Here is a 15,106-nt window from a genome sequence, read left to right on the forward strand (position 1 = left end):
GCCGTCGGTCCGGCCGACCTGCGCCGCGCCTCAACGACGCAAGCGGGTCAACTTTCCGGGAACCGCAGCGGGTCAATTTTGAGAAACCGTTGACAGCCCGGGCGAAGTCCGGGCTCAACCGATCAATCAGTGACGCTGGCTGGGGTCAGTTCGTCTCGATACTGCGCGCCAAAGCGGAAGACGCTGGGCGCACATGGATCGAGGTCAACCCCCGGCACACCTCGGATGGGTGTGAATGCTGCGGTCACGCCGCACCCGAAAATCGCGTCAACCAAGCCGAATTCATCTGCCAACACTGCGGCCACACCGCACTAGCCGATGAACACGCTGCACGCAACATACTCAGGGCCGGACTGGCCCTACACGCCGCAACCGCAGCGTAAAAGAAGCCGACGGCTTCAGCCGTCGGAGAAGTCACTGCTGGTCGGCGATCCTGCGCGCGCTGCGCAGGACTTCGACGAGCTCGGCCACGAGCGGCTCTGGCAACGACGCGCGCACGCGGGCCAGTGACCCGATCCCGCTGTTGATTGGGGTGCCGGCGATCTGGTAGGACGCCTGTAGCAGCGCGGCGAGGTCGTCGATGCATTTGCCTGCGCGCTGTCCTGCGCGGAGACGGTGACGTTAGGGCTGTGGTGCACTCGCATGGTTGGATCGTATTGGGGCGCATAGGCATTGCCGTGCGCTAAATTGTGCAGCCGCGTGGTGTGGATGGGCCTACAATGCGCGTGCACCGGCGGCGGGCCCACCGATCGGGGGGCCAAAAATGTGTGTGGGGTGGGGTGTGGGTGCGTTGATACTTGAGGTGTGTCGATAGATGCGCTGGTGCAGCACGTGGGCCAGGTGCTCAATCGTGGGCATGCGTTGTTCGGCCAGCCCGGCACGGGTGGGGACGTGGCCGCGGGGCGCAGCGATGCGGCACTGGCCGGTGCTGCCGAGCTGGTGCGTCACAGCCAGCAGCGCATGTCCGGGTTGTCCGGGGTGCTGCCGGCGACCTACACCACGTTCGCGACCGATGCCGCCCCGGGCTTAGGCAGGGTCTCTACCGCCGATAACCGGCTGGGCACCCAGATACACGATGCGGTGCAAGTGGATTGGACCGGCGGGGCCAACTCGGGTTCGGTGGTCAAAGGCGCTGCCGCAGACACCACCACCTTGGCCCCGGTCTCGGGCACCCCGGCCGGCCAACGCGCCCTGATCGCCACCCTGCGCGCCCGCCTCGCCCAACAACAGCAGATCGTCAACGCGCATAAGGCTCGGGACGCGCAGCTGGCTTCTATGGTCCGCTCGATGCTGTACTCGCGTCGCCGCGGTAGTGGGGGTGGCGGGATGCCGATGGGCGGAATGCCGTTCGGCGGCGGGGGAGGGGGCCCAGGTGGCGGCACCGGCGGCGGCGGAGGGTTGAGTGGTCTGAGTGGACTGATCAGCCCGCTGGCGGCACTCGGCCGCGGTTCGGGTTCTCGGTCCGGGTCGACCGCCGGGCTGCAGCCAGCGGGACCGGCGGTCGGGACCCCACTTGGTGCGCTGACGCTTGACTCGAGTCCACGGGAGGTGGCGTCGGCCATCATCCATGAAGCATGGCGCCGCGGGTATTCGCCGTACCAGACGACCGCGATCCTGGCCGACGCCATGCAGGAGAGCAATTTGAATCCGCGGGCCAAAAGCCCGAATAGGCTGTGGGAGAGTATCTTTCAGCAAGACGCATCGTATTCGGGGCGGCGTAACCCGAATTTGGCGATCTCGGAGTTCTTCAACCGGCTCGACCACCACGGCGGCCCAGGATCACCGGATATCTGGAAATCGATCTTCTGGCTCCAACAGCGTCCCGGCGAACCCTCAGCGGCGGCGGCCTACGCCTATGGCCGGCAGGCCTACCTCTCGGAGATTCAGCGCCAACATCACAGGGCGATATCGATGTACCACGACATCGTCGGCGGCGGCGCCGTTATGGTCTGAGCCGCCTAGATTCCCAAATTTTGGCGGGCGCCGGCGTCGAGAGGCCGGATAATTGGTCTATGTCGGTTGTGCAGGCTTGTGTTGCTGTGCAGGCCGCGATCGCGCGGGCCCGCTCGTTGTTTGGTTCGGCGATCAACGGTGGCATTTCCGACAACTCCTCCACGCTGATCGCCGAGGCGGTGCAGATCACCACCGCGGCGCGTGACCGCACGGTCGACATGGCTGGCGGATTGGGAATGCCCTCCTACCGCGACATGGTGGATCGCTCGATCCCACCACTAATGACCGCGTCGACTAGCGATGCGGGCCTGACCACCCAATTGGCGGCCGCTGCCGCGGCCACCAGAGCCGGCGCTGACCGTCTTGATGCGATCGCCGCCCAGACCCGCGTCATCGCGCAGGCGGCCGCAGTCGCGCGCACCGCCGCAGCGCAGCGTGCCATCCTGACTGCATTGCGCGGCCAGCTCCAGCAGGCCTCCGAGGTTGTCCAAACCACTCAGCAACAAGGTGGTGCCGCGGCCACTCAGATCCGTGCACTCAGATACCCAAAGAGCGCGCCCGGGGCAAGCCTCGGGTACGGCCAGCACGGTCCGTTGCCCACCGACGGCCCTGGCGACCTATGGGACCCGTCGACGGCTTACAAGTTATTCAACTCACTGAATGAATGTGAGGCCTGGATTACGTTCCGCAGAGTTCTGTATCCCTGGCAGCAGTGGGAGTGCCACCTCGCCGGGCCAGGCGGAGTGGCGGGCTCGTTCATTGTCGACAAAGCTTAAAAGCGACGTGACGTCGCAGACTAAGAAAGGATAGTCATGTTCGATCAGCCCGTCTGGAATTACCGAGCAGTCATCAGCGCGGCTGACACCGATGCACAAGCCGAAGTCCGCGACAGGCTCTTTCGGACTCTTTTTCAAATTCAGTTATACAATGGCGGGACATTGACCAGCTCTGTATACAGAGCAGCCGACCAACTTGAGCTCTATAATCCAGATCACGTCGTTGACCTCTTCCAGGCCTTTCATGATGCGGGCGCCTACGAATGGGACTCGAAGACACAAACCATGTGTGAAGTGGAAGACCCAGACATTTACGTACACCGAGTCAAGCGGCCCGCCAACATACCTCGAACACCTGGGGCTCGCGAGTAAAAGGCGATAACAAGTTGGCGCAAAGTTTGAAAGGAGCGTGGTGTCGAATTATTTGAAACGCATTCGATTAGCGCGAAGCGCGGTCGAAGACTTCAACATATACCCATTTTCGCTGCCGCTCGTCAGTTCTCTGGACACGGTGGAGTTTGATTCGCAGGTGACATTTTTCGTAGGCGCCAACGGGGCGGGCAAGTCAACTCTGCTCGAGGCAATCGCCGTGGCGCTAGGCTTCAATGCTGAGGGAGGAAGCCGTCACTTCAACTTCACAACTCGAGCCTCCCACTCGAACCTGCACGCTTATCTCGACATTGCCCGCGGTACGCGCAAACCCCGCTCGGGGTATTTTCTGCGCGCGGAAAGCTTCTTTAATGTCGCGACAGAAGTCGATCAACTTGGCTCCGACATCATCGCCGGCGCCTACGGTGGCCGTTCTTTGCACGAACAATCGCATGGCGAATCGTTTTTGACACTGATGGTCGAAAGGTTCACCAACAACGGCCTCTACCTGCTTGATGAACCCGAAGCAGCGTTATCGCCCACGAGCCAGTTGGCCGCCTTGGCACGGATCCACGACCTCGTTCGCCAAGGTTCACAGTTCCTGATAGCGACGCATTCGCCGATCCTTATGGCCTATCCTGGCGCGACCATCTACGCCTGCACAGACGCCGGCATCAGCCAAGTCGCGTATCAGGACACCGAACACTTTCGAATCACGCGGGACTTTCTCGATGCGCCTGAGCAATTCCTACATGAATTACTCGACGTAGACTTACCGAAGTCCTAAACAGCAGAAACAGACGACTACGAGCGTCTCGGAAGTCGGTCGTGGTTGCTGCGCGGAAGCGGATTGGTGTGACATTCTGTGCGGGTGTCCGCCCGGGTGCCGCCGTCGGGGGTTGTGACGTTTCTGTTCACCGATGTTGAGGGGTCGACCCGTCGGTGGGAAGCAGACGCCGGGGGCATGCGGAACGCCCTGGCCGTACATGACGAGGTGTTGCGCTCGGCGGTCGAGGCGCACGGGGGCTGGTTGTTCAAGCACACCGGCGATGGGGTGTGCGCGGCATTCGCGTCACCAGGGGCAGCGGTAGATGCCGCCATCGCCGCACAGCGCGAGTTGGAATTGCCGGTGCGGATGGGCATCGCGACCGGCGAAGCCGAACTTCGCGGCGGTGACTACTTCGGCATCGTGCTTAACCGAGCAGCCAGGGTGATGGCTGCCGGGCACGGTGGTCAGATCCTGGTGGCCGAGTCGACGGCGGTGCTGCTCATTGGGGTTGATTTATTGGATCTGGGGCCGCGGCGGCTACGGGATGTACCGATTCCGATCGGGATGTTCCAGGTCCAAGCGGAGGGACTGCGCACCGCCTTTCCGGCGTTGCAGGCGCTGGACCCTAGTCCCGGCAATCTGCGGGCGCCGACCACAAGCTTCGTTGGCCGCGAGTCCACGGTCGCCGGGCTGCGAGCCGCGGTACAAGCTCATCGGTTGGTGACGTTGACCGGGGTGGGCGGGGTGGGCAAGACCCGCCTGGTGTTGGAGGTCGCGGCGCGGCTGGCTGACGAATTCCCTGACGGTGTTTGGATTTTCGAGCTGGCTGCGGTCACCGACCCGGCGGCCGTGTCGGACGCGGTGGCGGCGGTGCTGGGCGTCATCCAGCAGCCCGGGAAGAGCGTGTGCGAGTCAGTGGCCGCCGCGTTGGAGGGCAGAGTCCGGTTGTTGGTGTTCGACAACTGCGAGCACGTGCTCGATGCCGCAGCCGATTTGATCGAGGCCGTGCTTGCGTTCTCGGCGACGGTGACGATTGTGGCCACCAGCCGCGAAGGATTGGGAGTCGCCGACGAACGCTTATGGCCTGTGCCCTCGCTAGATGTCGGCGCAGGCATCGACTCTCCAGCGGTAGAACTGTTTGTCCAACGCGCACAAGCTGTTTTGCCGGGCTTCTCGGTCCCCAACGCTGATGAGGCAGCCGCGGTGGTGGAGATCTGTGCTCGCCTCGACGGGATCCCGTTGGCCATCGAATTAGCGGCCTCACGGATAGCGTCGATGACGCCGAGCGAGGTACGGGATCGCCTCGATCATCGATTCCGGCTGCTGGTCGGGTCGCGGCGCGGAGTGGAACGCCACCAGACGTTGCGTCAGGCGGTGGCGTGGTCTTATGACTTGCTCGAGGATGCGGAGAAGGTTGTGCTCGAGCGGTGTTCGGTGTTCGCCGGTGGATTCGGTCTCGAAAGTGTTTGCGCAGTCGCGGATTCTCATGACGAGTTCGCCATGCTCAATCTGCTGGACGCGCTGGTGCGCAAGTCGCTGCTGGTCGCCGACCGGTCGGCGGGGCGGACCCGGTTTGCGATGCTGGAGACGATCCGCCAGTTCGCCGAGGAGCAACTCGTCGCCCGCGGCGAGGCATCCGAGATTCGGGCTGCTCACGCGCGGTACTTCGCCGGACGTGAAGTCGACACTCTTGCCCTGTGGGACAGCCCCCGACAGCGACAGGCCTACGACTGGTTCACTCTCGAGCTGCCCAACCTGCGCACCGCGTTTCGGTGGGCCGCCGACCAAGGCGACCTCGACACCGCCGCCGCCATCGCCACCTATGTGGGGTGGCTCGGCAATATCGTCCAAACCTATGAGCCGATAGCCTGGGCTGAAGAGCTGATCGAGGCTGCCCGCGCCGTCGATCACCCGCGGCTGGCGTTCCTGTACGTGATTGCGTCGCTGTGCTACACGACCGGACGGATCGAGGCGGCTATCCGCTATTGCGACGCCGGCCAGATCGTTCTCGGCAGGAGCCGCGAGGCGCCGCCGTACGGCATCGAAGCCATGCTTGGATCTGTATACCTAGTCATCGGGCGGCCCGAACGATGTGTCGAGTTGTGCCGCGCCCAGCTCGCACGCCGCCGCGACACCCACGTCTACATCCGGGCATATCTGGTTGTCGCCCTTGCATTGGCCGGTTCGGGTGGGGAGGCGATGGATTCCGCGGATGGCCTCATCGAGGCTGCGGAGGCAACAGGCAACCGGTCCGTGCTCGCGTTCGCGCTCGGTGCCTACGGTCTCGCTTTCCGTGACGCGGATCCCGTCGGGGCGCTTAACGCCGTCGGCCGGGGTCTGGTGATCGCTCAAGACAGCGGCGACCGCGCCAACGCGTCAGTCCTGGCACACGCTCTGGCCCTACTCGAGGCCGAACAGGGCGAGACCGCGTCCGCGTTCGATCACCTCACTCTGGCAATCCGCAACTACCACGATTCGGGCAACACTACGACGATCCGCGGCGCGCTGGCCGTCCTCGTCGCCCTTTTCGACCGGCTCGGCCGCCACGAACCGGCGGCCACCATCGCCGGGTTCGCATTCAGTCCCTTCGCGACAGCGGCGACCCCGGAGATCACCACCGCGATCACGCACCTCCGCGATGTCCTCGGCGACCAGACCTACGAATCGCTCGCCCGCACGGGTGAGACGATGGCCACCGCCGCCATCGCGACCTACGCGAACGACCAAATCGACCAGGCCCGAGCGGAACTGAACATCGTCGCGAAATAGACCACATTCGAGAGTCTGGAAAGTTAGTTCCGGTTTGCTGGGTGTTCGTGGGTTGGGTGGGACGTCGTGTGCGGGTATCTGGTGGGGGCCCGCCTTCTGGGGTTGTGACGTTGCTGTCGCCCGAACGGGTCGGGTCCCATATCTGGTTGCGGTGTCGCTGCGACCCGCAATGCTGTTGTCGTGGGCCCTAATTGCTTAGTGGTTGGGCCTTAGTGCGGGAGTGCAAGCCCTGAGCTGATCAAGACGATGCCGGCGCCTGCGGCGGCGAGGAGGGTGAGCACGACGCCGCGGCGTAGTAGGAGGAGTAAGACTGCGGCGGCGGCGAGGACTGCGTACTGCCACGGCTGGGTTAGGGCTCTGGCGAGGCTAATCGCGGAGCCGAAGATGGCGCCGATCGCGGCTGGTCCGGCGCCGTCGAGAAATGCGCGGGCGATGGCGTTGGTGCGCAGCTGGTCGAAGTGCCGGGCGCCGAGAAGCACGAACGTGAAGGACGGGCTGAATACAACGAGGCACGCAAGGACAGCGCCGAGCAGCCCGGCGGCGGCGTAGCCGACTACGGCGACGGTCTGCACGACTGGTCCCGGTGTGATCTGGCCGAGGGCGACTGCGTTAAGGAACTGGGGGCCGGTCATCCAGTGGTAGTGATCGACAGCGTCGTTTTGCATCAGCGGGATGATGACGAATCCGCCGCCGTAGGACAGCGCGCCGACCTTGAACGCTACCCAGATCAAGGAACCGAGTGTGCCAAGGCTCAGCGTTCCGAGTGCCAGCAGGGGTGTGGGCGCAATGGCGGTCGGGCCAGTGGGCTCGCGGCGGATACGGCTGGCGATCTCGATCACGCCGCAGGCCAGCAGCGCTAGTACCAGCCAGGGGCCGATGGTCGCCGCTGCGAGCAGACCGGCAGCAACAAAGGAAATCCACCGGAGCCGACTGGCACGCCCGGCGGGGTGGGCGCCGTGCCAGCTGGTAGGCAGCAGGCCGGCTGCGGCGTGCACCGCGACGGCTGCTACCGCTGATCCGGCGCCGGCACCTGCGGCTAGGACCGCGCGCGGCGGTGCGTCGCCTAAGAACAGCACCGCCAGGGCGAGGATGAGGATTAGTCCGGGGACGATGAACGCGGCCCCGCCTAGCAGCGCGCCGCCCCAGCCACGGACCCGCCAGGCGCAAAAGATCGCCAGCTGAGTGGAGGCGGGCCCGGGCAACAGGTTGCAGGCAGCGACGGCGTCTTCGAACTCAACCGGCGTCAACCAACGCCGGCGCTCGACGCACAGCTCGCGCAGCAGCTTGATGTGTGTGGGCGGACCACCAAACCCTATACACCCGATCCGTCCCCACTCGCGCAGCACGATGGCCAGGCTCGGCCGCGGCGGCACCTGCGCGTCGGCGTCGGGGTCACTCATCGGTGCATGACAGAAGCCGATTTGCGCGCCTGGATTACTCGATGGGTCATCAAGTTCCCCGGGCTCTGGACACCGAGCGACATTACATCAATCTAGTTTGATATGTATGGCCGGTGCGTGCCTGCTCGGGCATAGGGTGGGTTGAGTATCTGGTGAGGTCAAAGGCGCTATGCGAGAAGGAGACAACGAAATGACTGTCTTTGCGAGCAAGGTCCTCGCGCTAGCCTCGACACATGCACCCGCGGCGGTTGTGCTGATTCGCCTCTATGTGGGGCTGGTTTTCGCATGCGAAGGGGTGCTGAAGTTTTTATGGCCTGATTCGCTGGGCACCGGTCGGTTCGACAAAGCCGGCATCCCAGCGCCGGCGTTCTTCAGCGCACTGGACGGCGTCTTCGAGATCGGCTGCGGCGCACTCATTCTGGTCGGGCTGCTGACTCGGCTGGCCACTGTGCCAATGATCGTCGACATGCTCAGCGCGTTGCTTATCACCAAATTGCCGATCGTCTGGGGCCATGCCCCACTCTTCGGCACGGAGCATGGCTGGTGGGACTTCATCCACGAATCCCGTGTCGACCTCGCGCAGCTGTGCGGCAGCGTGTTTCTGCTTATCGTCGGTGCCGGCAGCTGCTCTCTCGACGCCCACCTAACCAGTGGGAAGTCCCTGCGCCCACAGCGCCGCTGACCGTGTTCCGAGGCGATGCAGGAGGTGCTGCACGTCCAAACTCGATCAAATCATTTTGATGTAATGTGGCCGCCATGGCGACGACTGATCGCATGCCGGTTCCGCTGCTGATGCAGATGGCCTCGCATCCGCTGCGCTGGGCGCTGTTGACCGAGTTGGCGTCGAGCGATCGCCGAGTCCGGGAATTGGTTGTCGCCGTGGATGCCCCGCAGAACCTTGTCTCCTACCATCTGCGATTGCTGCGCGTGGCCGGGCTGGTAGCTACTCGTCGCAGCAGCTTTGACGGCCGCGACAGCTACTACCACCTCGAACTTGCGCGGTGCGCGGCGGCGTTCGGTGACGCCGCAACCGCTCTGCATCCTGCATTGGCCCCTGCCGTCGCCGCGAGGGCAGCGGCGGGCAAGTCGGTGTTATTCGTGTGCACGGGCAACAGCGCGCGCTCGCCGATGGCCGAAGGGCTACTGCGGCTTCGCGGCACTGGCCGTGTCCGTGTTACCAGCGCTGGCAGCCACCCCAAGCCGCGTCTACATCCCAACGCGGTGCGGGTAATGCGTGAGGCGTATGGCATAGACATCGGCCGCCGGCGGCCGAAATCGCTGACTGCAGTTGCCGAACGACGCTTCGATTACGTAATTACGTTGTGCGACAAAGTTCGCGAGTTTCCCTATGAGCACGGTTCGGCTGCCGCGATGCATTGGAGCCTGCCCGATCCGTCAGCCGGCCCGGCGGGCTATCGACAATTCCGGAGAGTGGCAGCCGAGCTCGACACCCGCATCGGATTTCTGCTGCCTGTTTTGGCGCACGCCACGGAAGGGTAAGTATGTCGATCGCATCGAAGCAACAGGCCGGCACCTGTTGCCTGGTCGACGATATAGAGCGGCTGCGCGCGGCTGGGCTGGGTTTCCGCAACGGCATCACCCGTGGCCCTGGTGGACACCCTGCCAGCACTCTCATCGAGCTATTCCAACCCGCCAACCGCTAGACCACACGGGGGCCCACGTGGTACTGGATCGACGCGATTTCCTTACATGGGGCGGCTTGGCGGTCATGGCCGCCGCCGGCGGCGTTGGTGTCGGAGTAACTGCTGGGTGCTCGCAGACGGCACCCACCCCGCCCACCGGCAAGCCTGACTACACGCTGCGGATCGGCACCGGCACCGTCGACTTGGCCCCAGACCAGATCGTGTCGACCACCGTCTACAACGGCCAGTTCCCCGGTCCGCTGGTGCGCTTAAAAGAGGGCCAACGGACGTCGGTGGACATCTACAACGACACCGACACCCCCGAGCAGCTGCATTGGCACGGCCAGCACGTGGGCGTTGATGTCGACGGCGCCGCTGAGGAGGGCACGCCCTACATCCCCTCGCACGGCATGCGGCGCATCTCCTTTGTGCCCGGCCCGGCCGGGTTCCGGTTCTATCACACCCACGTGGTGCCGCGCGCCGATCTGTCCCGCGGTCAGTACACCGGCCTGGTGGGCCCGGTCTACATCGAACCCAAGCAGAACCCCGGCGCATACGACCAAGAGATCTTCTTGACGCTCAAGGAATTTGAGCCTACCTTCAGCCGCGGCGGCGACATGGCCGCCGATTTCCTCGCCGGCGAGGCCGACCCCGATCTGAAGCACAAAGGCGAATCGGCGATGGATGCCTCACTGGCCCAGGGCAATCCCCATGGCTATGAGGTCAGCTACACGACATTCGCGATCAATGGGCGCATGCTCGGCCACGGCGATCCTCTCCGGGTGCAGACCGGTCAGCGGGTACTGCTGCATGTCCTCAACGGCAGCGCCACCGAAACCCGCAGCCTCGCACTGCCCGGACACAGCTTCACCGTGATCGCGCTGGACGGCAATCGAGTACCTAACCCCGCCCCGGTTCCGGTGCTCTGGCTGGGCGCAGCCGAACGGATCTCCGCGATCGTCAATATGACTAACCCAGGGATCTGGGTGCTGGGCGATCTTTCCGACGACGACCGCGGACACGGCATGGGCATCGTGGTGGAATACGCCGGGCGCAGCGGGGATCCGCAATGGGCGCCGCCCCCGCCCTTCAAATGGGACTACCGCCGATTCGCCGCACCCAACCCCAGTGCCGCGGCGCCGCCCGATCACACGATCGACATGCTGATCGAGAAGCGCAACGCTGCCGACAACGGCTTCAACCTTTGGACGATCAACGGCACACCGTTTTCGATGGACACCAATAAACCCGTGCTCGACCTACAACAAAACAAGCGATACCGGCTACGGTTTCGCAACGCCACGGATGACTTACACCCACTGCATTTGCATCGGCACACCTTCGAACTCACCCACATCGCCGGCACCCCCACCACCGGGGTGCGCAAGGATGTCGCAATGCTGGGCGGCTACCAGAGCATGGAGGTCGATTTCATCGCCGACCAGCCCGGTCTATCACTGCTGCACTGCCACCAACAGATCCATATGGACTACGGATTTATGGCATTGCTGCGCACCACCTGACCCGCGGCCGCCAGGGGTACCCGCATATGGATTGCGCGAAAGCCGAAAGGGATCAGTTCACGGCGACAATAACGCGGCGACGGGGCGCACCCCGACGCTCGACCGCGCTCCTGGTGGACTGCCCAACGGGGCGGTGCACGCCGCCGCCCGGCTGGGATTGGCCGAAATCCGTTGGGACGTGATCTCTTTCGATTGGATCGACGACGCCAATACGGCAGCGACAAGGTACATGCTGATGACCCAAATCAAGCCCGGGTCGGTAGTGCTGTTCCATGACACCTACTCGAGCACGGTTGACCTTGTCTACCAGTTCATTCCGGTGCTGAAGGCCAACGGCTACCGCCTGGTGACAGTCAGCGCGATGCGCGGGCCGCGCGCCGGGCAGCAGTTACGGTGACCGCGACAACGGCCCGCCGGTCAACGTCATCACCGACATCCCGGCCGCGAAGATACCGACACTGCCGAACACACCGTCACCTAAGCCGATGCCCAACCTGCCGATCACCGACATCCCCAACCAGAACCTCGGCGGGCCGCAATTGGAATTCCTGTCGCCTCGGCGGCGCCGTCTGTGTGGTTCGGCCGCAACCGACTACGCGGTAACGCGCGCGGCCAGCGTGGCCTGTCCGGGTCCGTCGAGTTCGGTGACCACTGAGTGCCGACCGGCCATTGCCATCAGGAGTGCTTCTCCGGTGCCGCTGACTTCCAAGCCCTCGCCGTGCTGCCAGTCGATGTCGGTCGCTCGTAGTCGGAGTCCTTTGATGCGACGCCCTGCGCCCAGGCGCGGATTTCCAGGCACCAAGGGCAGGATCCGTTCCAGGCGATCCGCGGGCACAGCGCGCCGATGTCCGAGTGCGCGGCGAATGTCCTGATGATGGATGGTGCCGTCGATGAGGGCAATCATGCCGCCGAAGCCAGCGGTCAGCCCGCGTGGTCGAAGATGTCTTCCAAGGAAGTGCCTCAACTCCTGCGGGGACAGAGGCGAAAGCTCTTGAACGCCGACCTCATTGGCATGGACGAACCGTCCCTTCGCGAAACGCTTCATCAATCCGAGTGGGCTCAACTCTTCGTAACTCACGACATGCGCAACGACGTCCTTCACCGACCATCGGTCACACAAGCTCGGTGCCTGCCACTCGTGTGGGCTCAGCGTTGCAAGGAATGCGGCCAGGTCGGCCCGCTCGTCATAGGCGAGGTCCATCAGAGACTTTTGATCGATGCTCACAGCGACTCCTCCCTCTTCGCGATCTCGACGTAGTGGCTGAGGTACAGCGGCCAACCCGCATCGCCGTCAACACCATCGGCTACGGCTTGCCAGCCCGTGCCATGCCGTTCCAAGTGTCGGTGTTCTAACTCCACGCGAGTGCGGTCCTCGGACTCGGCAATGAAGCGCACCTCAACCTCACTCGTCTTCGCGGGATCGGCTTCCAGTTGCCAGGTGGGGCTGATGTCCCAGGAAAAGACGACGCGGAACGGCGCCTCGTAGACGAGGACACGCGCCCATTCGCACCGGCTACCGTCGGTCCCCACGTCGTAGATGTGCCCGCCCACTCGCGGCTCGAAGACGGTTTCGGCAATCGGGACCGACAGCAGATTGTGCTCGCGCGGCTTGATGGCATCGAACTTGCTGATGAACAGCGTGAACGCACGCTCGATACCCGTGTTGACCGCGACGCTCTTGCGTATCGGCTCGACCTTTGATGAGCTCATCCCTGTTGCCCCTCTTCATCGGCGATCAGTGTGTAGGCGTCCAGCGCCTTGCCCCAGAACACGTCTAACTCCGACCTCAGTGCCTGAATGCCTTTCGGGTCCAACTGATAGACGCGCCGCGTTCCGACTGCGCGATCCGCAACAAGTCCAGCGCATTTGAGCACCTTGAGGTGCTGCGACACGGCCGGCCTGCTCACCGGCAAGCCATGAGCAAGCTCGCCGACCGCCATCGGCCCACCGGCAAGACGCTTGAAGATCGCTCGCCGGGTGCCGTCGGCGAGAGCGGCCCAGGCATCGACGGTGCCATGGTAAGTCGCCACGAACGGTAAGTCTACACTTACCGATCTATTCAGCTACAGCTCAGTGTCCAGAAAGGGCCGGAACTGAAGGTGTTGAGGGCACCGCTTGCACTGCCTCAACTGGCGCCCGTACGGCGGCCCGGCCGGTGAATCCGGGGGATAAGTTGTGGGACCCGGCGGCGGTACTGGCGATATTGATCGCCGAGCGCCGCGTTCAGATCATGCTCTTCGAGCTGCAGCGCGATCACGATGTAGCCGGTTGTTACTAGCGCGAAGAGCAAGTGCCCGGTCGTCATTGTCGGCGCGGCCCAAAACGCGATGATGAAGCCCAGCATGAGAGGGTGCCGCACAATTCGGTAGAGCAGGGGGGTCCGAAATCCGGTGTCGGTGTAGGGTTCTGCGCGCCACGCCAGGTACACCTGGCGGAGTCCAAACAGATCAAAGTGACTGATCATGAAGGTCGACGCGAGGGCCATAGCCCAGCGAGCCAGAACAGCACCTGCAGTCCGATCCGCCCCAACGGCCACGCGACGTTCCAAATGACTGTTGGCATCGTCCGCCATTGCCAGAACATAAGCAACAGAACCAGACTCGACAACAGAACATAGGTGCTGCGCTCAATGCTGTTGGGCACCAGCCGTGTCCACCAACGCTTGAATGCCGGTCGCGCCATCACGCTGTGCTGCACTGCGAATAGCCCGAGCAGCAGCATATTCACCACGACTGCCTCTCCGACGGGTGCCGTCACGCCGTGGTCGATGCTGCGTGGCACGACGAGGTTGCCGACGAAGCCGATGGAATACAGGAAGGCGGCCAGGAAAATTAGATAACTTGCCCCGCCGTATCCGAGTGTGAGATAGCGCTTCATGGTGCCCTTTCTGCTGTGGTGATGGCCTATGTCGTGGGCGCGCTATGGGTGAATGGTGGTGCCGCCGAGTCGGGTTTGGTGAGGGTCACTTGCCATAGCCGTCGGGGCAGGTCGCCTTCTTCGAATGCGTACACGTCGTTGAGTTTCCAGCCGTCTGCCAGCGCATCGACAAGTTCTCGGGAAAAGAAGTGGACCGCGAATCCGCCGTGTTCGAAGATGTCGTCACCGTGCGGGTTTCCGGCACCGTAGTGGGCGTCGCCGGTGTGCCGAACGGTGTAGATGAACGTTCCGCCTGGCCGCAGGACCCGCCGAACCTCGTTGACGATGGCGTGGATTTCCTTGGTCGACAGGGCCATACACAGTGCCATGTGTGCGAACACGGCGTCGACGGCCTCGTCGTCAACGCGGCATTGAGCCAGTGCTTTGGGATGTGGAATCAGCGCGTCGAGCAGGCATTCGAGGCGGCCGCAGGCCTGGCCCCCCGTGACCAACTGGGCGCCATCCTGCGTGCGGCAATCGATTCGTTCGCCGATCTGCGGTCGTCGGTGCACGCATGCGTCGAGTCCTATGCGCCGGCGCTGCGGTCGCAGGAGTTGCGGGAGAGACTCGCGGCTGGATACGCGGGAGTGCGTGAATCCGCTGTTCGGTTGGGCACCCAGCACATGGCCGATGTGGGTATGGCGGCGCCACAGAACCTGGCCCCGATCGCATCGGTGCTGATGGCGGTTTGCGACGGCCTGATGTTGCAATGGATTGCAGACCCGCAGGCCACCCCGCATGCAGCCGAAACACTCGACGCTCTCAGTGTGCTCGGAATGCTGGCATCGATGGGAGCGGACCAGGCTGCGCGCTAGGACTCGCCGCCATCTGGCGAGCGCCTGTGTGAACGCAACCGTAGCTGACGAAGCCGTGAAAGCTGTCGTGTCGAAATAGACGAGATATGAGGGTCTCGAAATTCCGTCGCGGTCGTCGCAGGGATAGTTCGGCGCAGACTTCGGCGTCACCAAGATCGTGCTCGGGGCGGCTT

The 15,106-nt window shown here is 63.7% G+C and carries 14 protein-coding genes and 2 pseudogenes; 10 read left to right on the forward strand and 6 right to left on the reverse strand.

The features are described 5' to 3' along the window. Positions 1–89 precede the first annotated feature (89 nt). The 5 genes from AAHS21_RS28040 (at position 90) to AAHS21_RS28060 (ending at position 6,636) form a co-directional block, all read left to right on the forward strand. On the forward strand, positions 90–383 hold the full coding sequence (locus AAHS21_RS28040; RefSeq protein WP_342930788.1) for a transposase: 294 nt from the start codon (positions 90–92) through the stop codon (positions 381–383). Positions 384–804: 421 nt separating this feature from the next. Further along, positions 805–1,953 carry a hypothetical protein gene (locus AAHS21_RS28045; protein WP_330981135.1) on the forward strand — a complete coding sequence of 383 codons (1,149 nt, stop codon included), beginning with the start codon at positions 805–807 and terminating at the stop codon, positions 1,951–1,953. A gap of 59 nt (positions 1,954–2,012) precedes the next feature. Continuing rightward, the gene (locus AAHS21_RS28050) at positions 2,013–2,729 is read left to right on the forward strand and encodes a DUF4226 domain-containing protein (RefSeq protein WP_330981136.1); all 717 of its coding nucleotides are present in this window, start codon (positions 2,013–2,015) and stop codon (positions 2,727–2,729) included. 412 nt (positions 2,730–3,141) lie between these two features. Further along, on the forward strand, positions 3,142–3,885 hold the full coding sequence (locus AAHS21_RS28055; protein WP_330981137.1) for an AAA family ATPase: 744 nt from the start codon (positions 3,142–3,144) through the stop codon (positions 3,883–3,885). Positions 3,886–3,999: 114 nt separating this feature from the next. Beyond that, positions 4,000–6,636 (forward strand): adenylate/guanylate cyclase domain-containing protein, encoded by a 2,637-nt coding sequence (locus tag AAHS21_RS28060; protein WP_342930789.1) that lies wholly within the window; start codon positions 4,000–4,002, stop codon positions 6,634–6,636. 209 nt (positions 6,637–6,845) lie between these two features. Here the strand turns inward: AAHS21_RS28060 and chrA are convergent, their stop codons facing one another. Continuing rightward, on the reverse strand, positions 6,846–8,036 hold the full coding sequence (gene chrA / locus AAHS21_RS28065) for a chromate efflux transporter (protein WP_330981139.1): 1,191 nt from the start codon (positions 8,034–8,036) through the stop codon (positions 6,846–6,848). Between the two features lie 190 nt (positions 8,037–8,226). On the opposite strand from chrA, the gene AAHS21_RS28070 reads away from it, so the two are divergent. From AAHS21_RS28070 to AAHS21_RS28085, 4 genes and pseudogenes are all read left to right on the forward strand, one after another. Beyond that, the gene (locus AAHS21_RS28070) at positions 8,227–8,718 is read left to right on the forward strand and encodes a DoxX family protein (RefSeq protein ID WP_330981140.1); all 492 of its coding nucleotides are present in this window, start codon (positions 8,227–8,229) and stop codon (positions 8,716–8,718) included. 74 nt (positions 8,719–8,792) lie between these two features. Further along, complete coding sequence (locus AAHS21_RS28075) at positions 8,793–9,536, forward strand: ArsR family transcriptional regulator (RefSeq protein WP_330981141.1); 744 nt, start codon at positions 8,793–8,795, stop codon at positions 9,534–9,536. A gap of 229 nt (positions 9,537–9,765) precedes the next feature. Next, positions 9,766–11,202, forward strand: a complete 1,437-nt coding sequence (locus tag AAHS21_RS28080) for a multicopper oxidase domain-containing protein (protein WP_330981227.1) — start codon at positions 9,766–9,768, stop codon at positions 11,200–11,202. 73 nt (positions 11,203–11,275) lie between these two features. Next, a pseudogene (locus AAHS21_RS28085) lies at positions 11,276–11,738 on the forward strand (polysaccharide deacetylase family protein); the annotation flags it as partial. A 56-nt stretch (positions 11,739–11,794) separates the two neighbouring features. Here the strand turns inward: AAHS21_RS28085 and AAHS21_RS28090 are convergent. From AAHS21_RS28090 to AAHS21_RS28110, 5 genes and pseudogenes are all read right to left on the reverse strand, one after another. Then, complete coding sequence (locus AAHS21_RS28090; RefSeq protein ID WP_330981228.1) at positions 11,795–12,403, reverse strand: maleylpyruvate isomerase family mycothiol-dependent enzyme; 609 nt, start codon at positions 12,401–12,403, stop codon at positions 11,795–11,797. A 20-nt stretch (positions 12,404–12,423) separates the two neighbouring features. Beyond that, positions 12,424–12,912 (reverse strand): SRPBCC family protein, encoded by a 489-nt coding sequence (locus AAHS21_RS28095; RefSeq protein ID WP_330981143.1) that lies wholly within the window; start codon positions 12,910–12,912, stop codon positions 12,424–12,426. Continuing rightward, positions 12,909–13,232, reverse strand: coding sequence for a metalloregulator ArsR/SmtB family transcription factor (locus tag AAHS21_RS28100; protein ID WP_330981144.1), 324 nt, complete (start codon positions 13,230–13,232; stop codon positions 12,909–12,911). Before AAHS21_RS28100 ends, AAHS21_RS28095 begins: the two co-directional genes overlap by 4 nt. 95 nt (positions 13,233–13,327) lie before the next feature. Beyond that, positions 13,328–14,079 (reverse strand): annotated as a pseudogene (gene mddA, locus AAHS21_RS28105) (methanethiol S-methyltransferase). Between the two features lie 26 nt (positions 14,080–14,105). Further along, positions 14,106–14,435: a hypothetical protein gene (locus AAHS21_RS28110; RefSeq protein WP_330981145.1), complete on the reverse strand. Its 330-nt coding sequence runs from the start codon at positions 14,433–14,435 to the stop codon at positions 14,106–14,108. Positions 14,436–14,447: 12 nt separating this feature from the next. On the opposite strand from AAHS21_RS28110, the gene AAHS21_RS28115 reads away from it, so the two are divergent. Then, positions 14,448–14,933 carry a TetR family transcriptional regulator C-terminal domain-containing protein gene (locus AAHS21_RS28115; RefSeq protein WP_330981146.1) on the forward strand — a complete coding sequence of 162 codons (486 nt, stop codon included), beginning with the start codon at positions 14,448–14,450 and terminating at the stop codon, positions 14,931–14,933. Positions 14,934–15,106 lie beyond the last annotated feature (173 nt).

It is taken from the genome of Mycobacterium sp. 050272 (genome assembly GCF_039023525.1).
Taxonomy (GTDB): Bacteria; Actinomycetota; Actinomycetes; order Mycobacteriales; family Mycobacteriaceae; genus Mycobacterium.